Origin of the sequence: Actinacidiphila oryziradicis (assembly GCF_005047355.1) — a bacterium.
Taxonomy (GTDB): Bacteria; Actinomycetota; Actinomycetes; order Streptomycetales; family Streptomycetaceae; genus Actinacidiphila; species Actinacidiphila oryziradicis.
Genome location: NZ_SUMC01000131.1, coordinates 1 through 17,912 on the forward strand (window position 1 = coordinate 1; position 17,912 = coordinate 17,912).

The window sequence follows — 17,912 nt, forward strand, 5'->3', positions numbered from 1 at the left end:
TCGGCGGTGCCAGGCCATGAGGGTGCCGGGGGTGACGAGACGGTGGCGGCGCAGTCTGCTCGGGAGGTGGCGGGCGAGGGCGGCGAGCACGGCGCGGTCCGGCCACGTCAGGTGCGGCCGGGTGCCCAGCTGGCGCCGCAGCACCGCGACCTCGTGGCGCAGTGCGAGGAGCTCAACGTTCTTGGCATCCTCCGACCGGGACAGCAGCAGGACCAGTCCGAGGAGCCGGATGAAGATCAGGTAGAGCACACGCAACGCCATAGAGTCGCAGCATGCCATGATCACCTGGAACCGCAAACGCCCTGATCAGAAGCTACGCGCCAGTTTTGGCACCCTACAGGGGCTGCGCATCAGCGAGACCCTGGCCTTCACCGCTGACTGTCGCCGCCCCGATTTCCTGCGGGTGCGCCGGCAAGTGAGCTCCAAGGCGAACCGCGAGGACTGCCAGACCCGCTTCATCCCCCTCAAGCACCGGGCCGAGGGGGAGTACCGCGACGTTCCCATGCCCGCATTCCTCGCCGAGGGCGTTGTCAACTTGTCGGGCTCGCAGGTTGGTTGAGGTGTGTGAGTCGTGGTGGGGCCGGGTGACTGGCCCTGGTTCAGGCCGTGGTGGGCCGACTGCGGGCGGCAGCCATGTGCGTCCGCAGAACATGTCGCGTAGGACGGCGATCGCGTCATCCCGATTCGTGCCCAGCGCATCGGACAACGGACCCCCGCCTCCGACTGGCAGACTCGCCGGGGACGGGGATACCGAAGTCCTCGATGAAGACCAGGAAGGCGACCGCGAGGTAGCCCCAGTGAGTCCTCAGTGGGGCTTGCCGCGTCGGAGAGACTCGGTGCCGTAGCCGCCAGCAGGTGAGCACTACCGCCGCCGGAACCGTTCGAGTTCTGGGTTCAGACCGTGCCCTTGCTGGTCGGCTGGGAAGCCGGACCGCTGATGGGGTGACGTGCCCGCCCTGCGGGGCGTGAGCACTGAATCCGTTTAAGGCGCATCAGCCGTGTCGCTGAGCGTGCCGGGGTCGTCGAGGTGTTCGGCGAGGCGGAACAGTGCGGGCAGTGCGGCCCGCACAGCCGCGCGGTCGGTGTCGTCCAGGGCCTCCAGGGCGTCGTCGAGGCGGCGTTCGTGGGCCTGGGTCCAGGCGGTGAGCTGGTCGTGGCCGGCGTCGGTGAGGGTGACGACGGAGGCGCGGCGGTCGGCGCGGTCGACTTCCCGGGCGACGAGCCCGGCGGTGATCATCTGGCCGATCAGGCCGCTGACGGTGCTGGTCGCCAGGCGTTGGCGGGTGGCGAGGTCGCCGATCCGGGCCGGGGAGTGCTCGGCGAGGACCTGGAGCAGTTCGACCTGGGCCATGGGCAGGGTCTCCCACGGGTAGTCGGTGCGGATCGAGGCGCGCAGGGCGCGACGCAGGCGGGTGACGGCCTCGGTGAGGCGGCGGGCGTCCTGGGCGTGGCTCGCGGATGCCGCTGGCTTTGTGGTTCCGGACCTGGGGTGCGGGGGCATGCGCAAACTTTACTGAGGTTTGCCGCATGCCGTGGTTCCGGGTGGTTCGGGGTCTGCGGGAGGGCGAGAACGTCTCGTGGGGGCCGTAGGGTCCCGCTGTCCACCCTGGCCCGCAAAAGGTTCGGTGTCCGATGTAATCTCGTGCGAGTCCCTCCGGCTCGTGGCCGGACCCGTACAGCGAGAGCGATCACCCCATGACGCTGGCGTACCTGCCCAGCCCCTCCCAGGGCGTCTGGCACCTCGGGCCGGTCCCGATCCGTGCCTACGCACTGTGCATCATCGCCGGAGTCTTCGCGGCGGTGTGGCTGACCCAGCGGCGCTGGGCCGCACGCGGCGGCAATCCCGAGGTCATCGCCGACATCGCGCTCTGGGCTGTGCCCTTCGGGCTTCTGGGGGGCCGTCTCTATCACGTGATCACCGACCCGGAACTGTACTTCGCTGCCGGGAAGCAGCCGATCCGGGCCCTGTACATCTGGCAGGGCGGCCTCGGCATCCCCGGTGCGGTGATGCTCGGTGCGGTCGGAGCCTGGCTGGGCTGTCGGCGGCGCGGCATCAAACTCGCCGATTTCGCCGATGCTCTGGCCCCCGGCCTGGTGCTGGCCCAGGCGATCGGCCGTTGGGGCAACTACTTCAACCAGGAACTCTTCGGCGGCCCCACGCACCTGCCGTGGGCGCTGCGCATCGACGTCGCGAACCGGCCCGCCGACTCGCCGGGCGTTGCCCTGTACCACCCCACCTTCCTGTACGAGTCGTTGTGGGACCTGGGCGTGATGGCCCTGTTGCTGGTCCTCGACCGGCGCTACCAGCTGCGGCGCGGACGGTTGTTCGCCTGCTATGTGGTGGCGTACACCGCCGGGCGTGCCTGGATCGAGGCGTTGCGTATCGACCACGCCAACCACTTCCTCGGCCTGCGTCTGAACGACTGGGTCTCCGCGATCCTGTTCACCGGCGCTCTCCTCTACCTGCTGGTCACGCGCAAGAAGGGCGCCGACGGCATCCCAGCGGGGGCGACGACATCGGTAGGAGGCGAACCCGACGCGGCCACCGAACCCGACGTGGCTACCGAGGCCGACCGGCCTGAGGAGGCCACCGGGGGCCTGCCGACAGCCGCAGGAGGCGCGGATGGCGAGAGCGCCCGGCCGGATCCGGCAGCTGTTGTGGATCCCGCGCGGGACGCCGACACCGGCGCCGGAGCCGGCCGCAGTGACAGCGGGCGCCGGTGACGCCCGCCGCTGCGCACACCGCGTCGGCACCCGCCCCGGCGGCGACCGGCCCCGGCCTGGGGCCGCTGCTGCCCGCCCGGCTGCGCCCGCTGGACCGGCCGCGTCTGTGGGTGGAGTTGGCCTTAACCGCGCTCGGCTACTGGGCCTACACCCTCACCCGTAACGCGGTGCCCGCTTCCGGGACGCGGCGCTGCACCGCGCGGCGGGCCGAGCGGCTGCTGCACGTCAACATCGAACTGGGGGTCAACCATGCTGCTGACCGGGTGGGCTGGCTGATCGTTGGGATGAACTACTGCTACGCCACGCTGCACTTCATCGTCCCGATCGCCGTTCTGGCCTGGCTGTACGTGTGTCATCCCGCCCGCTACCGCTCCGCCCGCACTGCCTTGTACGGCGCGACGTTGCTCGCTCTGCTGGGCTTCGCCTTCTGCGCTCTGGCGCCGCCGCGGTTCCTGGCCGGCCCGGGGTTCATCGACACCGTCGCTGCGCACCACACCTTGGGCTCGTGGGCCTCGGGGGATGTGGCGTCGCTGTCCAACCAGTACGCGGCGATGCCCTCGGTCCACATTGCCTGGTCCGCCTGGAGCGGCCTGACGGTGGCGTTCCTGGCCCGCCGAACCTGGGTGCGCGTGCTGGGGGCGGTGTATCCGCTGGCGACCTTCACCGTCATCCTCGCCACCGCCAACCACTTCGTCACCGACGCCGCAGCCGGAGCCGTCACCCTCGCCATGGGGTTCCTCATCCAGGGGCTGCTCACCGGGCGGCCCGCCTACCCCCGGCCGCCCGAAACCGGTCGGCCGGAGCGGCGGGTCCGCACGGTCAGGTAGCCCTGGCGCAGGGCCAGGACCGCCCACAGACCGGCCAGGGCCGCCAGCCAGCGGATGTGGGTAAGCAGCCCGCTGACCACCAGGGCTGTCGCGATAACCGCGTCGGCGCCGGTCACCCAGGCATCCCTCAGCCAGTGGCCCGTCGGCGGCACGACTGTCCTGCGGAGTCTTGTCATGCTGGTGGTCCTTGCTGATCGGGGCCGGTCTTGCGTGGGTGGGGCGCCAAGGCGCCTCGCCTCAGGTGGTGGACGAACCGTGGGCCGGGGCCTGCCGCCGACGGGGGCCGGCCCAGGCAGCGAGGACGGCGAGGCCCGAGGCGGCCAGCAGGACGAGCAGGGCCCAGCGGGCGCCACTCGGCGCGCCGCCGGCGGGGGCGAGGTGGAGCGCGAGGGTGACCAGTGCGACGCCGAGTGCGGTTCCCAGGCCACGGGCCATGTTAACCAGGCCGCCGCCGGTGCCGGAGGAGCCGGCGGGTACGGCGCCCATGATCAGGGTGTTGTTGGCGGGGGTGAAGGTGCCCAGACCCAGTCCGAGCAGGGCGAGCGCCGGGGCCAGGCAGCCTGCGGTCACCGGGAGGGCGAGCATCGTGGCCAGTGCGCCGCTGGCCACGGCGGCGCCGAGCACGCAGCGGCCGCGGTCGGTCAGCGTGCCGGGAAGGAACGTGTCGGCGCCGGTCGCGGCGAGAGCGAATCCGGCCGGCAGCGCGGTCAGGACCAGACCAGTGGTGAGCTCGGAGGAGCCTGCGGCGGTCAGCACGATGGGGACCAGGACCAGGGGGCCGAACAGGACCAGGTAGCCGCTCAGCGCCCCGACCAGCCCGTAGGAGACGGCCGGCACGCGCAACAGTGCGAGGTCAAGCAGCGGGGCGGCGGCCCGCCGCTGGCGTACCGCGAACGCCCAGGCCGCACATGCGGCGACGGCGAACAGCACGGCGGCCGCCCAGCCGGGCACCGGCAGCCCGGACGCCGCGGACACCCCCAGCAGCAGCGCGGTGGTGGCGGTGGCCAGCCAGGCCAGGCCCGGCCAGTCGAAACCGGGAACCGGGTTGCGGCTGCGGGTGCGGGGCAGCAGATAGTGGCCCGCGACCAGGGCGGCCAGCCCGATCGGCACGTTGATGCCGAACACCCAGCGCCAGCCGAGCGTGGCCACCAGCGCCCCGCCGAGGGTCGGCCCGAGCGCCAGGCCGAGCGCCTGGGCGGCGGCCTGCACCCCCAGCGCGGTCCGCATCTTCTCCCGGGGTGCGCTGGTGGCCACCAGCGCCACGCTGTTGGCCTGCAGCATCGCCGCTCCGGCGGCCTGCACCACGCGGAAGGCGATCAGCGCGCCAAGGGAGGGGGCCAGGCCGCAGGCGGCAGAGGCCGCCGTGAACACCACGAACCCATACAGGTAGAACAGCTTGCGGCCACGGGCATCCGCGAGGCGTCCGACCGGCACCAGCAGCGCGACGAGCGTGATCAGGTAGGCGAGCGAGACCCACTCCACCGCGGCCAGCGACGCATGGAACTGCGTGCTCAGGCTGCCGTAGGTGAGAGTGACGATGCTGGCGTCCAGCTGCCCCATGAACGCGCCGAAGCAGACCGTGGCCACAGCCAGCCGCCAGGCGCCCGGCCGCGAGCGTATGCCCTCCGGGCGGGGCCGCTCCTGGACCAGGGCCGCGGGCCAGCGGCGGCGCGCCGCTCGGGGCGGGGTCGTGCGGCTGGTCACATCTCCTCCTGTTCGCGGCGGTCACGCGGGCCTCGGCGGCAGGTACGCCACGCCCTCCACCGCCACGGGACGGGCCCGATACTTTCTCACATTACATCGGATACCGAAATATTCTGTGGCCGGTACGTAAACGGGGCGGTCCCGGGGCTGATCGATGGAACAGACTCCGACGGTGGCTTAGCTAGCAGGGGCTCACCTGGGGTAAGCATGCAAGTCACCCGGCGTGATCATCAAACAGGAATGGACCCGGGGGGGCACAGCCTGCACCCGGTCGGACACGTGTCATACACCTGCGGGACCATGCCGTGTATGAACTCGTGCGGCTGGCCAGGTCGGGGCTGACGCGACACACGCTGGAGGAACGCGGTTTCTGCGGATTCGTACGCTTCGATGAGCTGACCAAGCATGCGGTTCCCGGCGAGGCCGGTGTCTGCGTAGTGCTCCGCCTTGCTGCGGCGTTCCCGGCCTTCTTGTCGCACAGCTCTGCGGGACACCTCGCGAAGCGCGTTTAGGGCGCAGATGCGGCTACTGCACACCCTGCCCGTCTGATGCCGCCGCCGAGTGCCTGCCGGAGGTGCCGCCTACGGCCGGTGTCCGTGCGTTCTACGGCGCCCGCCCCTATGCCCGCCTCCGCACCGAGTTCGAACGCCGTCTCCAATCCTTGCAGCAAACCGCAGAGATTCCCGATCCACCAGAGGCCCAGATCGCCCGGCTCAAAGCAGAGATCACCGCACTCACGGAACGGCTGGCCCCATCGGAGAGCGCGGTCGGGGAGGGCACCGACTTCCGCGGCCAGGCCCTCGCCCGCCTCGCCGCCCAGCACGAAGAAATCGTCCACTTGTGCGAAACCGTCGCCGCGGTTAGCCGCGTCACCCATCTCCCCGGAGCCCCAAACGGTCACAGGCCCCACAGTCCCTTGCCAAGCGTGGTGAGCCCGCCGACCAACGCAAGCAGCAGCACGATCAGCCGGGCCGGTCTCTCCGGCACCCGCTCCGCCAGCGCCTTCCCGATCACAGCGCCTGCCGCGATCCCGGCCGCGCCCCCTAGTGCTCTGACCGCGTAGGTTCACCGGGTTGCGGGTCATGCTGCGTTGGCGAGGGGACGTCCTCCCCAGCGCATGCCCTTCTCGCTGCGGATTCGGGCGCGTTCTCGTCGCTGGGCTGTGAGGACGTCGGGGTGGCGGGTGTTGGCGTTGCGCCAGCGCAGGTATGTGTGGAGTGCGCGGGTCTGGACGGTGTGGTTGGGGTGGTGGGAGTTCGCCAGGGTGAACTGCCGCAGGGGCCCGAAGTGGGCCTCGATTGGGTTCGCCCAGGAGGCGTTGGTCGGGGTGAAGCACAGCTCGACCCGGTGCTTCTTCGCCCAGGCCCGAATCTTGGCGCCCTTGTGAGCGGACAGGTTGTCCATGATCACGTAGATGGGGGCGCCGTCGGGACGGGCGGCGCGGGTCGACTTCAGCGCGGCCAGGGACTGCGTGGCACCCTTGTGGCGGCGGTTGACGCCCCACAGGGTGTCGTCACCGATCGAGTAGCAGCCGTGGAAGTAGGTGACGCCGTGGGTGCGGTGGTAGGTCGCTGGGATTCGCTGGGGTCGGTTCTGCGGAGCCCAGCAGGATCCTGCGGTGGGGCGGATGCCGAGCGGCCCGAACTCGTCGAACGCGAAAGCACGGTCGGGTAAGTGCTCCAGGACGTGCTCGATTCGGTCCAGCTTGGCGTCTCGCTGCGGGTCGGTGGACTCCTTCCAGGTCTTGGTGCGCTGGAAAGTGACGCCGCGTCGCGACAGGAGGCAGCGCAGGGCCTCGCGGCCGATGCGGATGAGTCGGCCGTGGACTTTGCGCAGGTAGGCGGCGAGTTTGCGGATCGACCAGCGGGTGAAGGGCTGGCCGAGTCTGACCGGGCGGGTGGTGGCCGTCGCGACGACGAAGTCCTCGTCGTCAGCGCTGAGCAGGAGGGGACGGCCTCCCGCCCACTTGGGGTCCAAGCAGGCCAGGCCGATCTCGTTGAAGCGGTGGATGAGATCGCGCACGGTGTCCTCGTCGGCCGCCACGAGCTGGGCGATGACCGGCACCCGGTTCCCGCCAGCTGACGCCAGCAGCATCATCGCGCGGCGGTAGCGCACTGAGCTGGTGCTGCCCCGGCGCACGATCTGCTGCAGTCGTTGCCCCTCCTGGTCGGTCAGCCTGCGTACTCGTACCGGTTCCGCCATCGCTTCTCCCCTGCCGGTTGGACCAGCCACGCCCGAGCCCGGCGCGCGTCTCGCTTAGCATCTCCTGCCATGAGCGATTCGGAGCCTCTTCTTGGCTGGCTGCAGAGCTGGTACGCGCGGCAGTGCGACGGCGACTGGGAGCACGAGTGGGGCGTGAGGATCGCCACGCTCGACAATCCCGGTTGGACCGTCGAGATCGATCTGGAAGAGACGGACCTGGAAGAACGCGAGTACCCCCGTCAGGACGTCAACCGCAGCACGCAGGACTGGGTTCGGACCTGGACCGCTGAGAAAACCTTCCACGCCGCGTGCGGCCCCAGAAACCTCACCGAGGCCCTCACGCTGTTCCGTACCTGGGCGACCGCGACCGCTCCCTGAGCCGGTGCAGAGCCGGAGATACCAACCCGGTGAACCTATACGGTCAGAGCACTAGCCAGAATGACGTAGTGAGATGCGGCATGCCCTTGGCCGCAACGGAGAACGCGTTCACCGTGACCCCATAGAACTGTGCGTTCGGCACGAACTCCCGCACCGTCCAGCCCGCATTCACCGCATACAAAGAAACCGCCGGGCCACCCACCCCGGCCGAGGAGTTCATGAACCCGCTCGCGGCACCGGCGGCCAGCGCTCCTTTGGCGCCGCGCAGAGCGGGCACCCGAGTGCCTCGTATCACCAGCAGCACGCCAACGCTCACCAGCACCCCCGTGCCGACCAGCAGTGCCGGCTCGGGCAACCGGGCGGCCGCCCAGGCCCCGGTCGGCACGGTGCAGGCGGCGGCGGCGACCAACGGCACCATCGCGGCCAGCCGGACCTCCCGCCAGCTGCCGACGAGTCCGACCGCACTGATGGCACCGGCCCCGCAGTTCGCCAGCACCACGCCCTCGGCCGGTCCGAGAAGCAGCACCAGAGCGGGCACCGCGACGAGCGCGAACCCGATCCCCGCCAGCCGCTGCACCGACGCGCCCAATAAGATGATGCCGCCCAGCAAGAGGTCGGCGGCCCAGCCACTCTCCACAGACGGCTCCTCGCGGTTGCTGTTCACGAGTGATCCCGCACAGCCTCTACTCGCGGTGCAAGCACGATCAACGGCATTTCTCCGCCACGGCGGAGGCCAGCTGCAGCACGAACCAATAGCCGCCCAGGGCAGGTGACTTGCCTCACGTTAAAGCCGGGGAAAGCAACACCGGGCGTCACGACCGCGGCGAACGCAGCCACGGCGTCCGGCCCGCCCGATGACCACACGAACCCAACTGCACACGCCTCTGCAGGGACAAGCAGGACGTTGGCCATGCTCTAGCAGGTCCGCCTCCAAGCGGGCGTCCCCGTGGCGGACCATGGCCGTGGCTGCGATCTGGTCGAAGACGTTCTCGAGGCGTTCGGCTCCAGGGCCGAAGCCGATCTCCTCGCACTGCTGGGCCCCGTCCAGGTCCTTCAGCCGACGGAACCGGGCGGCGTGGACGGCGTCGTCCAGGTGTCTTGCCCACGCAGTGTCCGGCGCCGCGTAGTCGCGGGTGGACCGATTGGCCAGGCCGCGGGCGGCGAAGTGCTTGAGCTGCATACCCAGCGCAATCTCCGGCAGTGGGGCGCCGCGCGCGACGGGCAGAGTCTGACCGTTCATCGTCCAGGCCAAGAGCACCTCGCTGGAGGTGGCCCTCGCCATCGGTATGGAGCCGCCGTAGGGCTTTGGTGGGTCGGCCTCTTGTGACACGTCGGTGCCGGTAAAGGCGATGTGGCCCGCTTCCGCCTGCAGTCCGGCCTCGGCAAGCACATCTGCCAGGCCCACCCCGCTCCAGCATGCCGTGGGGTGGTTCCGGGGCCCCAGGGGACCTGGCCTGGTATGCCGCGGAACGCCAGGAGATCGGCGCGGCGGTTGCCCGCGCACTCCAGTGTCGCCGCCACCTTCCGCTCGGGGAAGCGGCGCTCCAGTTCGCTCATCGACAGCTCCAGCGTGCGATCGACCAGGCCGTCCACCCGCAGCCGCCAGTTCGCCGCATCCGTTCGGGGGATCGGCCCGTGAATGCGGCCGTAGAAGGTGTCCAGGGGGGTGAAGACTTGACCTGCGAGCGCGTCAGGAGGTGGTTCGGCGTTGTAAGGGTCAGTCTCATGCACTATCATATTGTCTCGTTTGCCCCATATGCCCGTATAGCTACTATCCTCGAATCTTCCCCAAGCGACACTTCCGATCCCGCTCGGATTCGGCAGCAGCCGCAGAGTGCACATTGCCGCGCCGCCCGGAAGGAGAGCGACTCATGGGCAAGGAGCGAGGCGGGGACGACACAGACCCGTCCCACGCCCGGGACCATCTGGCAAACGAGCGCACCTACCTCGCGTGGCTGCGCACAGCGGCGAACGTGATGGCGCTCGGGCTGGCCGTGGCCAAGTTCGTCGAGAACGGCCGTCTCCGGTCACTGGCCGCAGGGGCTCTGCTGATGGCTGTCGGTGCGATCGGGTTGGCCTACTCCGCGGTGCGCTATCGGAGCGCCGCAGCCGATATCAGACAGGAGCGGCTGGGTGCCGTCGGCCGGACCGGAGGGGCACTGGTCGCGGGCGTCGTCCTGGCCGTCGCATGCGCTGCAGCCCTGCTGCTGCTCTGGTGACCGCATGCCCTAGCCCGCAAGGTGAGATCCCGCTGCTGTCGCCTGCCACTATGGCCATGAGACGTCCGACTGCTCGAAGTGCACATCGCCCGCCTTCCCAACGGACACGACCTGGACCGCTGACACGCGCCCTCGTCGCAACGTCAACAAGCCCGTGACGTGAGCGTGGGAATCACCGAGCACCAGACCCGCCCAATTGGCTCTTACCCGCTGGAACGCTCAATCTACGCGGCCGTGGCGTGGTCCGTCGGTGCCCCCGTTTGACCGTGGTTCACCGCTCGATCGGACACGGACCGGCACCATCTGCCCTCCATGACGGGGGCCGGCTCGGGGCAAGCGCGCCACACAGACACCGAAGTGAGCGGGCGAGATTGCATCGGATATGCCGAGATATTCTGTGGCCGGTACGTGAACCGGGCGGGTCCCAGAGCTGATCAATTGGGACCGCCCCCGGCGACCAAGCCGGGGCGGGCCGGGAAAGGGGGGCATGGCCGGTGCCCGGTCGGGCGTGTGTCTTACCCGTGCGGGACCATGCGGTCCATGAACCTCGTACCGGGGCTGATCCGGAGCGCGAGGTCGTGAATCCGATGTCGGTTCGCCTAACCGTCTCGGCCTGTGGTGCCCGGGGCGCGGCGGGTGTCGGCGGGAGGGGCAGTGCCGGGGCTTGTGCGAAACCTTGCGCGGAACTCGGTAACAGACCGTGCCCAGGTCTCCCGACGGAGCCATGAGCGAAACACGGCCCGCGCGGTCTCCAGGCCGATTGCCATCTGCGCGACGGTCTGTCGGCCTGTCAGACGGGGATGCGTCGTACGGTGGTGCGATAATCCCCAGCTTCCACCGGACGAAGGGCGGCGGCCCGCCCGCTGCTCGGTGCGCGCCCCGGTGAGCCGGGTCCGTACGGTACAGGAAGAAGTCCCGGAGCCGGAAGAGGCGGAAGCGCAGGTCAGCCGGCCCAGCAAGTTGGAGTCCTGTTAGGCAAGTTTGCTGCGGTCGGAGGAGGGAAAGAGGGCCCCGTCCCCGTGGACGGGGCCGGCCTATGTCAGGTGGCGTCGAGGGCCTGGTCAAGGTCTTTGATGAGGTCGTCGGCTTCTTCCAGACCGACGGACAGGCGGACCATGCTGTCGGCGATGCCGCGCAGGGCGCGTTCTTCGGGGGTGACGCCGTGGTGGGTCGTGGTGATGGGCTGGGTGACCAGGCTTTCGACTCCGCCGAGGCTGGGGGCGATGGCGAACAGGCGCAGCCGGTCGACAACTGCGGCCGTGTCGTCGGCGGTGCCGTCCAGGACGAAGCTGAGCATGCCGCCGCCCGCGCGCATCCGGGCGTCCATGATCCGCTTGTGGTCGCCGGTGGCCAGGCCCGGGTAGTTGACTCGGGTCACGCGCGGGTGGGCTGCCAGGAATGCGGCGACGGACGCGGCGGCGGTGTTCTGGGCCCGGACGCGGACGGGGAGGCTGCGGATGCTGCGGGCCAGCAGGGATGCGGTCTCGGGGGCGATCAGATGGCCGAGGTTCTTGCGCCACGTCGCCACCTGCGCCAGCAGGGCGGCGGGGCCGATGAGCGCGCCGGCGGTCAGGTCGAAGTGTCCGCCCAGATATTTGGTGGCGGAGTGGATGACGAGGTCGGCGCCATGCCGCAGCGGGCTCTGGTTTACCGGGGTGGCGAAGGTGTTGTCGACGACCGTGAGCGCCCCGGCCGCGTGGGCCTGCTCGGCGATGGCGGCGATGTCGAAGACGTCCAGGGTGGGGTTGGAGGGGGTCTCGAAGAACACGATCCGGGTCTGGTCGGTCAGGACCTCGGGCAGCCGGCCTACCTCGTCGCCGCGCAGGAAGGTGGTGGTGATGCCGATCTGAGGGAGGTTGTCGCCGAGCAGTTCGAAGGTGCCGCCGTAGACGTCGCCGATGCACACGATGTGCTCGCCGGCGCGGGTGTGGGCCAGGAATGTGGCGGCTTCAGCGGCCATGCCGGAGGAGAAGGCCAGGGCCTGTTCGCCTTCTTCGAGGTCGGCGAGCTTCGCTTCCAGCGAGCGGATGGTGGGGTTGAGGTGCGGCCTTCGACGACGTCGAGGAGGTCGGCGGTGGAGTCGAACGCGAACGTGGAGTGCGTGTACAGCGGGGTGTGGATCGCGCCTTGCGCATCGCGGGTCTCCCCGGCGTGCACGCTACGGGTGGACAGTGCCTGGCCTTGCGCGGGGGTTGCCTCGGTCATGCGTGTCCTGCCTTCATCCTTGGGCGGCGGGCTCATGGCCCGTTGGCGCGGCAGCGGCTGAGGTGATCAGTGCTGCCGCCGTTGTGATGTCCGCGGGTGTACTCCAGCGGCCCAGGGACAGCCGGAGCGCCCCCAGGGCCCGCTCCGGTGCGATGCCCATCGCGGTCAGGACCGGGGAGGGGGTGTGCCGGCCGCTGTGGCAGGCCGATCCGGTCGAGGCGGCGACGCCCGGGACGGTGGCGAGGAGTTGGTGGCCCTGTACGCCGTCGATGCTGATGTTCAGCGTGTTCGGCAGCCGTGCGGAGGCTGGTCCGTTCAACTGCACCCGGCCAGGCAGCGCGGTGGCCAGGCGCTGGTGGAGGTCGTCGCGCAGCGTGGTGGTGCGGCGTTCGGCGCCGGCGGCGAGGTCGTCGGCGGCCAGGCGTGCGGCGGTGCCGAGTGCGACGGCCAGGGCGACGTTCTCGGTGCCGGCCCGCAGGCCGCGTTCCTGACCACCCCCGTAGACGACCGGCTCCAACGCCAGGCCGTCGCGCACGAACAGGGCGGCGGTGCCCTTGGGTGCGTACATCTTGTGGCCGACCACCGTCAGTAGGTCGACGCCGAGTTCACCGACGTCGAGCGGAATTTTCCCGGCGGCCTGGGCGGCGTCGCAGTGGAAGGCGGCTCCGGCGTGCCGGGCCAGGGCGGCGAGTTCACGGACCGGCTGGAGGGCGCCGGTTTCGTTGTTGGCGGCCATCACCGAGACCAGCACGGTGTCGGCGTCCAGGGCGGCGGCCAGTTGGGCGGGTTCGAGGAGTCCGACGGCGTCGACGGGCAGGTACGTCACGCGTACGCCGTGCAGGCGCGTGAGTGCCTGGCAGGTCTGAAGGACGGCGGGGTGCTCGGTGGTCTGTGTGATTACGTGCGGGCGGGGCCTGCCGCAGGCCAGGACCGCGCCGCGGATGGCGAGCTGGTCGGCTTCCGACCCGGACGCGGTGAAGACGATCTCGTGCGGGCGGGCCCCGATCAGGGCGGCCACCTGGGCGCGGGCTTCGGCCAGCCCCCGGCGGGGGTGGTCGGCGTAGGGGTGGCCACTGGAAGGGTTGCCGAACCAGCCGGTCAGGTAGGGTTCCGTCGCTGCCGCGACGCGGGGGTCGACCGGCGTGGTGGCGTTGTAGTCGAGGTAGACGGGCCCATCGGCCAGGGCCGGGTGCGGCGGGCTGCTCGTCACGCCAGGTCTCCGGCGGTGACCGGCATCTCGGCCAGGCGCCACTCCAGCATGCCGTCGTGCAGCCGGATCGCCTTGCGGCCCCGCTCGGTCAGTACCCGCACCGCGTCATAGGCCAGCACGCAGTACTCGCCCCGGCAGTACACGACGATCTCCGAGCCGTCGGGGAGTTCGTTGATCCGTCCGGCAAGCTCCTGGACCGGGATGGAGACTGCACCGGGGATGTGCCCGGCCAGGTACTCCTCCGCGGGCCGCACGTCGAGCAGTGCCACGTTGCCGGCCTCGACGCGGGCACGCAGCTGCTCGCGGGTGACCTCCGGCCCTTCCCCGTCGCCGAGATACGCGGCACGGGCCGGTGCCACGGTCGCCTGGTGTGCTTCGGCGACCTTGCGCAGCAGTGCGAACAGCTGCGCCACATCGTCGCCGGCCAGCCGATAGTGGATACGCACGCCGTCGCGGCGGGTGGCGACGAACCCGGCCTGCTTGAGGGCCTGCAAGTGAGCGGAGGCGGTCGTCAGGTTCAGCCTGGCCGCCTTCGCCAGCGCGTCGACGGTGCGTTCGCCCTGCGCGAGCAGATCGAGTAGTTCCAGCCTCTTTCCACTGGCCAGCGCCTTTCCGCTGGCCGCGAACGCGTCATACAGCCGCGCCTTGCTGCTCACCGTGGTGCTCTCCGCCATAGCATCCTCCATAGATCCATGGAATATTGTATGTGTAGGCTTCGACGTCCGCGTCGCGGATCGGGATCTGCCGGGGGAGCCAGTCGGGGCCGGCGGGGGCGTACTCCAGTACGTCGATGGGGCCGAAACGCGAGGTGATGGCCTCGATCGCGCCGGGCAGCGCGCTCCGGTCGGCGAGGTCGACGGCGAACCCGGCCGCCTCGATTCCCTCTTCGGCCAGTTCCTCGGTCAGGGCGTCCAGCCGCGACGGGGTGCGGGCCACGAGGGCGACCTGAAACCCTTCCTGGTCGAAGCGGCGCGCGACGGAGCGGCCGAGGCCGGGGCCGGCCCCAAGTACGGCGATTGTCTTGGGCATTGCAGTGCCTCCACAATTAATTTGGCTCTGACAAGATTTTCGTAGCCGGTGATCGAATGCGTCGAGGTGCGTGGTTTTTCCCTGTTCCGGGTGCAGGATGGGACGTGTATGACGTCGAGTTGGAGATCCTGCTGCCGCAGCTGGCCGCAGTGCGGATCGAGGGAGTGCAGGTCGGCACGGAGCTGATCCGGATTTTGGCGCGGACCCGGGACGGCGTCTCGGTCGCGTGTCCGGGCTGTGGCTTGTCCTCGGACTGGCTGCACAGCCGGTACGTACGACACGTCGCCGACGAGGCGGTCGGCGGCCGCCCGGTAGTGATCGACTTATCGGTACGCCGCCTGTACTGCGAGAACCCACAGTGCCCGAAGACCACGTTCGTGGAACAGACAGACGGGCTGACAGTCCGCTATCAGCGGCGCACGCCGGCCTTACAGCGGCTTCTGGGCGCGGTCGCGGTGGCGCTCGCCGGCAAGACGGGCATCCGGCTGCTGCCTCACCTGCACCAACTAGTCAGCTGCAGCACGCTGCTGACCATGCTGATGGCTCTGAAGCTGCCCGCTCCGCCGGTGCCCCGGGTACTGGGGGTCGACGACTTCGCCCTGCGACGCGGCCACCGCTACGCCACCATTCTGATCGACGTGATGACCCATGCCCGTGTCGATGTGCTGCCCGACCGCACCGCCGGCACACTGATCACCTGGCTGGGTACGCATCCGGGGGTGGAGATCGTCTGCCGGGACGGCTCAGCCTCCTACGCCCAGGCCATCTCCGATGCGCTTCCGGATGCGGTGCAGATCAGCGACCGCTGGTACCTGTGGCACAACCTCGCCGCCGCGGTGGAGAAGACGGTGTCCGCGCACGCCGCGTGCTGGCGCACGGCGGCGCCCGAGGCGACGCCCGGGTCACGCAATGAGCGCGTCCTGCAGCGGCACGCCGCTGTGCACGAGTCGCTGGAGGCCGGAGTGAGCCTGTGCGAGACCGGCCGACGCCTGGGCCTCGCGCTGAACACGGTCAAGCGGTATGCACGCGTCGGCGACCCCGAACAGCTGATCCGCCCGCCCCAGTACCGGCGCTGCCTGGTCGATCCCTTCCGTGACCACCTGCGCGAGCGTCGGGCGGCCGGGCCGGTGGCCACCACCACGCTCCTCGCCGAGATCCGCGTACTGGGTTACACCGGCAGCCCGAATCTGCTGGTCCGCTACCTCGAACAGGGCCGGGCCGAGGAGTCACCGGTCGACCCCTCCGTCCGCCGTCTCACCTCCTGGATCATGACCGACCCCGACCACCTGGCCGTGGAGCCGGGCGCCCATCGCGACAAACTCACTGCACTCTGCCCCGAGATGACAGCCCTGACCGGCCACGTCACCGCCTTCGCGAAGCTGCTGGCCCACCATGAACACCACGCCGGCGAGCACGCCGCCCTTCAGGAATGGATCGAAGCCGTGAGCGCGGACGACCTCCCGGCGCTGCACGGCTTCGTCCGCGGCCTGGTAAAAGACCGTGCCGCCGTGCAGGCAGGACTCGACCTGCCCTACAGCAACGGAACCACCGAGGGCATCAACAACAAGACGAAACTCCTCAAACGCCAGACCTACGGCCGCGCGGGCTTCGCCCTCCTCCGCCAGCGCATCCTGCTCAACTGACCCTCGGACCAGTCATTTCGTCCCGATCACCGGCTACGAAAATCTTGTCAGAGCCTAAATCCTGATAGACCCCTTCAACGCAGGCTGCCGTGGCCTTCTCGCTGGCCTGACCGTTGATCTTCATCAGGTGCCCCGCGATGCTGCTCAGCAAGTCTGCGACTTGGCTTCCCTGGTCCCGGGGTACGAGGTCGGGGAGCGGCGTGTCACAGCTGAGCGACTCGTCGGTCTCGATGTCCTCGGTGACGTGCTGCCCCTTGGCGAACTTGATGAGCAGGCCGGTCGCGACGGCGGCTGCCATGGTGGTGCCGACGATGGCCTTCTTGTTCTTCTTGTACAGCCTCTTCACGGTCTCGGCGACAGAGGTGGGCTCGCTGTCCTCGGAGGGGCTGGGCACGGAGGCGTTCTGCTTGGTCACCCGCACAGACCTACCGGAACCGCCCCTCAGCTGTCAGGCCAATGACCGACTTCACCGAACTCTGTCCTTGGATAGTTGTAGGGTCTCATGTCCCGTCTCAACCGATCTGGACCCGGTCTCAGTTGATCTGGTCCGATTCGAGCGCCGTATCAGGTGGAGAGGCCTGGCGGGGCCGTCAGTAGTGCTCTCACCCAGGGGATCGGCAAGGTCGTGGCCGGTCAGTCAAGTTGTGGGAGGCCGCGGGCTGTCCGCTGTCAGAGTCCCAGGGGAGGATGCGAGAGGTAGATCATTCGAATGGGGTGGGCGCTGTGGCTGACGGCAGCGGCATTGGATGGCTCCTGGAGCCGTATGTAGTTGAATGCGTGACGCTCGCGCGTGGTGTCGACCCGGTTGATCTTGCCTCACGGTTGGGAGCCCGCCCGGGGCAGGAGCTACGGCTGTCATCCGCGGAAGAAGCGGCGGATCTGCTCACCGACCCGGACATCGACGGTGTCGCCAGGGTGGGCCGAGCCGGCGACTGGTCCTTTGCCGTTGAGTACGGCGACGCTGCTGGTTATACGGAGGCCGGATTGCGGGCCGTCTCACGCGACGGGGCGGAGGCGATCAGCTTCCTGATGACTCCGTGGAATCCGCCGTCGATGTTCGCCTACTACAAGGACGGGATTCACATTTGCTCCTTCGGTATCGGTGAGGAGACCCGGCGGTGGGGACGGGAGTCCGACCTGCTGGTTCCGGCCCTGGAGAAGGTCGGTGTCCTCCCCTGGCGGCAGGCGTGCGGTGCCCACAGACAGCGCGGTCAGCGATTGAGCATGCTGGCGATCGAAGAGCACTTCGGACTGCGGCTGCGAAAGCGGGACATCGTCGTCGGCAGGCTCCCCCTGTATCGAGTGCGGGAGCGGTAGGGGCGCACTCGGTCGGACCGATCATGCCGAGAGCCATAGCCGGACTGCGGTCACTTCGAAACGACACCGACGGACGACATACCTTGGGACGACGAGCATCATCCGCACGCGCCGGACCAGATCATTTGAGATTTCGGACTGCCACCTGTCGCAGTCGAACTGGTCGCCGCAGGTCACAGCCCTGGCTTCGGGCCAGCCCCTCTGAGACAGGACATCTCAAATTTCGTGTCGGAATCTCACGGCTGGTGCCGGATGGAAGTCGGATCCGACGTGGCGCTGAGACATGCAGGTCGCGCCTGTACCTCGTTCGCGTTGAACGCCGACGCCTGGAAGGTCAAGCGGCCGCGCCGGGAACAGCCGGTCCGGCCGGCACGGTTGCATCGACCGAGGGACCGGCGCCGCACGGGCGGGGAACACGGAGACCACAAGGTCGTCCGCCCCACCAGGATCCGGG

At 69.5% G+C, this 17,912-nt stretch carries 18 protein-coding genes and 3 pseudogenes; 8 read left to right on the plus strand and 13 right to left on the minus strand.

Features of this window, described 5'->3' with window-relative positions; translation table 11 throughout:
• Nucleotides 1-261 (minus strand): annotated as a pseudogene (locus FCI23_RS48470) (integrase); the annotation flags it as partial.
• 16 nt (nt 262-277) lie between these two features.
• Between FCI23_RS48470 and FCI23_RS61485 the strand changes: the two are divergent.
• Entirely contained in the window at nt 278-559 is a 282-nt protein-coding gene (locus FCI23_RS61485; RefSeq protein WP_246144767.1) for a hypothetical protein, read from the plus strand.
• 423 nt (nt 560-982) lie between these two features.
• On the opposite strand, the gene FCI23_RS48480 is transcribed toward FCI23_RS61485, so the two are convergent.
• The gene (locus tag FCI23_RS48480) at nt 983-1,501 is read right to left on the minus strand and encodes a MarR family winged helix-turn-helix transcriptional regulator (RefSeq protein ID WP_136730395.1); all 519 of its coding nucleotides are present in this window, start codon (nt 1,499-1,501) and stop codon (nt 983-985) included.
• A 194-nt stretch (nt 1,502-1,695) separates the two neighbouring features.
• Here FCI23_RS48480 and lgt point away from each other — a divergent pair, with 194 nt between their 5' ends.
• Entirely contained in the window at nt 1,696-2,724 is a 1,029-nt protein-coding gene (lgt, locus tag FCI23_RS48485) for a prolipoprotein diacylglyceryl transferase (RefSeq protein WP_211265807.1), read from the plus strand.
• Complete coding sequence (locus tag FCI23_RS48490) at nt 2,721-3,551, plus strand: phosphatase PAP2 family protein (protein ID WP_136730396.1); 831 nt, start codon at nt 2,721-2,723, stop codon at nt 3,549-3,551. The genes lgt and FCI23_RS48490 overlap by 4 nt, the downstream gene beginning before the upstream one ends.
• Here FCI23_RS48490 and FCI23_RS48495 read toward each other — a convergent pair.
• The gene (locus tag FCI23_RS48495) at nt 3,494-3,727 is read right to left on the minus strand and encodes a hypothetical protein (protein WP_136730397.1); all 234 of its coding nucleotides are present in this window, start codon (nt 3,725-3,727) and stop codon (nt 3,494-3,496) included. The genes FCI23_RS48490 and FCI23_RS48495 overlap by 58 nt on opposite strands.
• 61 nt (nt 3,728-3,788) lie before the next feature.
• Nucleotides 3,789-5,255, minus strand: a complete 1,467-nt coding sequence (locus FCI23_RS48500) for an MFS transporter (protein WP_136730398.1) — start codon at nt 5,253-5,255, stop codon at nt 3,789-3,791.
• 574 nt (nt 5,256-5,829) lie between these two features.
• Between FCI23_RS48500 and FCI23_RS63420 the strand changes: the two genes are divergently transcribed.
• A complete protein-coding gene (locus tag FCI23_RS63420) occupies nt 5,830-6,318 on the plus strand; it encodes a hypothetical protein (RefSeq protein WP_169317327.1) in 489 nt (162 codons plus the stop codon).
• Nucleotides 6,319-6,335: 17 nt separating this feature from the next.
• Here the strand turns inward: FCI23_RS63420 and FCI23_RS48510 are convergent, their stop codons facing one another.
• Nucleotides 6,336-7,457: an IS630 family transposase gene (locus FCI23_RS48510; RefSeq protein WP_136730399.1), complete on the minus strand. Its 1,122-nt coding sequence runs from the start codon at nt 7,455-7,457 to the stop codon at nt 6,336-6,338.
• A gap of 69 nt (nt 7,458-7,526) precedes the next feature.
• Here FCI23_RS48510 and FCI23_RS48515 point away from each other — a divergent pair, with 69 nt between their 5' ends.
• The gene (locus FCI23_RS48515; RefSeq protein ID WP_136730400.1) at nt 7,527-7,835 is read left to right on the plus strand and encodes an immunity 53 family protein; all 309 of its coding nucleotides are present in this window, start codon (nt 7,527-7,529) and stop codon (nt 7,833-7,835) included.
• 49 nt (nt 7,836-7,884) lie between these two features.
• Here FCI23_RS48515 and FCI23_RS48520 read toward each other — a convergent pair.
• The 3 genes and pseudogenes from FCI23_RS48520 to FCI23_RS64350 form a co-directional block, all read right to left on the minus strand.
• A pseudogene (locus FCI23_RS48520) lies at nt 7,885-8,472 on the minus strand (TSUP family transporter); the annotation flags it as partial.
• Nucleotides 8,473-8,619: 147 nt separating this feature from the next.
• Nucleotides 8,620-9,339, minus strand: a complete 720-nt coding sequence (locus tag FCI23_RS58865) for a molybdopterin-dependent oxidoreductase (protein ID WP_265737838.1) — start codon at nt 9,337-9,339, stop codon at nt 8,620-8,622.
• Nucleotides 9,279-9,677: pseudogene (locus tag FCI23_RS64350) on the minus strand (molybdopterin-dependent oxidoreductase); the annotation flags it as partial. The gene FCI23_RS58865 and the pseudogene FCI23_RS64350, both read right to left, overlap by 61 nt.
• A 29-nt stretch (nt 9,678-9,706) precedes the next feature.
• On the opposite strand from FCI23_RS64350, the gene FCI23_RS48535 reads away from it, so the two are divergent.
• Nucleotides 9,707-10,054, plus strand: a complete 348-nt coding sequence (locus tag FCI23_RS48535; protein ID WP_136730401.1) for a YidH family protein — start codon at nt 9,707-9,709, stop codon at nt 10,052-10,054.
• Between the two features lie 1,039 nt (nt 10,055-11,093).
• Here the strand turns inward: FCI23_RS48535 and FCI23_RS48540 are convergent.
• The 4 genes from FCI23_RS48540 to FCI23_RS48555 all read right to left on the minus strand — a co-directional run bounded on the left by FCI23_RS48540 (nt 11,094) and on the right by FCI23_RS48555 (nt 14,498).
• Nucleotides 11,094-12,083 carry a trans-sulfuration enzyme family protein gene (locus tag FCI23_RS48540; protein WP_211265810.1) on the minus strand — a complete coding sequence of 330 codons (990 nt, stop codon included), beginning with the start codon at nt 12,081-12,083 and terminating at the stop codon, nt 11,094-11,096.
• Between the two features lie 189 nt (nt 12,084-12,272).
• On the minus strand, nt 12,273-13,469 hold the full coding sequence (locus FCI23_RS48545; protein WP_246144768.1) for a cysteine desulfurase family protein: 1,197 nt from the start codon (nt 13,467-13,469) through the stop codon (nt 12,273-12,275).
• On the minus strand, nt 13,466-14,143 hold the full coding sequence (locus FCI23_RS48550) for an ArsR/SmtB family transcription factor (protein WP_136730402.1): 678 nt from the start codon (nt 14,141-14,143) through the stop codon (nt 13,466-13,468). Before FCI23_RS48550 ends, FCI23_RS48545 begins: the two co-directional genes overlap by 4 nt.
• Nucleotides 14,100-14,498, minus strand: a complete 399-nt coding sequence (locus tag FCI23_RS48555) for an SDR family NAD(P)-dependent oxidoreductase (protein ID WP_136730403.1) — start codon at nt 14,496-14,498, stop codon at nt 14,100-14,102. The genes FCI23_RS48550 and FCI23_RS48555 overlap by 44 nt, the downstream gene beginning before the upstream one ends.
• A gap of 104 nt (nt 14,499-14,602) precedes the next feature.
• Here FCI23_RS48555 and FCI23_RS48560 point away from each other — a divergent pair, with 104 nt between their 5' ends.
• A complete protein-coding gene (locus FCI23_RS48560; protein ID WP_246144769.1) occupies nt 14,603-16,141 on the plus strand; it encodes an ISL3 family transposase in 1,539 nt (512 codons plus the stop codon).
• Here the strand turns inward: FCI23_RS48560 and FCI23_RS48565 are convergent.
• Complete coding sequence (locus tag FCI23_RS48565) at nt 16,134-16,556, minus strand: hypothetical protein (protein ID WP_136730404.1); 423 nt, start codon at nt 16,554-16,556, stop codon at nt 16,134-16,136. The genes FCI23_RS48560 and FCI23_RS48565 overlap by 8 nt on opposite strands.
• Nucleotides 16,557-16,918: 362 nt before the next feature.
• Between FCI23_RS48565 and FCI23_RS48570 the strand changes: the two genes are divergently transcribed.
• Nucleotides 16,919-17,458, plus strand: coding sequence for a DUF6461 domain-containing protein (locus FCI23_RS48570; protein ID WP_136730405.1), 540 nt, complete (start codon nt 16,919-16,921; stop codon nt 17,456-17,458).
• Nucleotides 17,459-17,912: the final 454 nt, after the last annotated feature.

What these genes read in the sequence shown, in the direction of transcription:
- FCI23_RS48480 (WP_136730395.1), bottom strand. Translation starts at nt 1,501, where the DNA reads ATGCCCCCGCACCCCAGGTCCGGAACCACAAAGCCAGCGGCATCCGCG.
- FCI23_RS48555 (WP_136730403.1), bottom strand. Translation starts at nt 14,498, where the DNA reads ATGCCCAAGACAATCGCCGTACTTGGGGCCGGCCCCGGCCTCGGCCGC.
- FCI23_RS48535 (WP_136730401.1), top strand. Translation starts at nt 9,707, where the DNA reads ATGGGCAAGGAGCGAGGCGGGGACGACACAGACCCGTCCCACGCCCGG.
- FCI23_RS48510 (WP_136730399.1), bottom strand. Translation starts at nt 7,457, where the DNA reads ATGGCGGAACCGGTACGAGTACGCAGGCTGACCGACCAGGAGGGGCAA.
- FCI23_RS48550 (WP_136730402.1), bottom strand. Translation starts at nt 14,143, where the DNA reads ATGGCGGAGAGCACCACGGTGAGCAGCAAGGCGCGGCTGTATGACGCG.
- FCI23_RS48495 (WP_136730397.1), bottom strand. Translation starts at nt 3,727, where the DNA reads ATGACAAGACTCCGCAGGACAGTCGTGCCGCCGACGGGCCACTGGCTG.
- FCI23_RS48515 (WP_136730400.1), top strand. Translation starts at nt 7,527, where the DNA reads ATGAGCGATTCGGAGCCTCTTCTTGGCTGGCTGCAGAGCTGGTACGCG.
- lgt (WP_211265807.1), top strand. Translation starts at nt 1,696, where the DNA reads ATGACGCTGGCGTACCTGCCCAGCCCCTCCCAGGGCGTCTGGCACCTC.
- FCI23_RS61485 (WP_246144767.1), top strand. Translation starts at nt 278, where the DNA reads ATGATCACCTGGAACCGCAAACGCCCTGATCAGAAGCTACGCGCCAGT.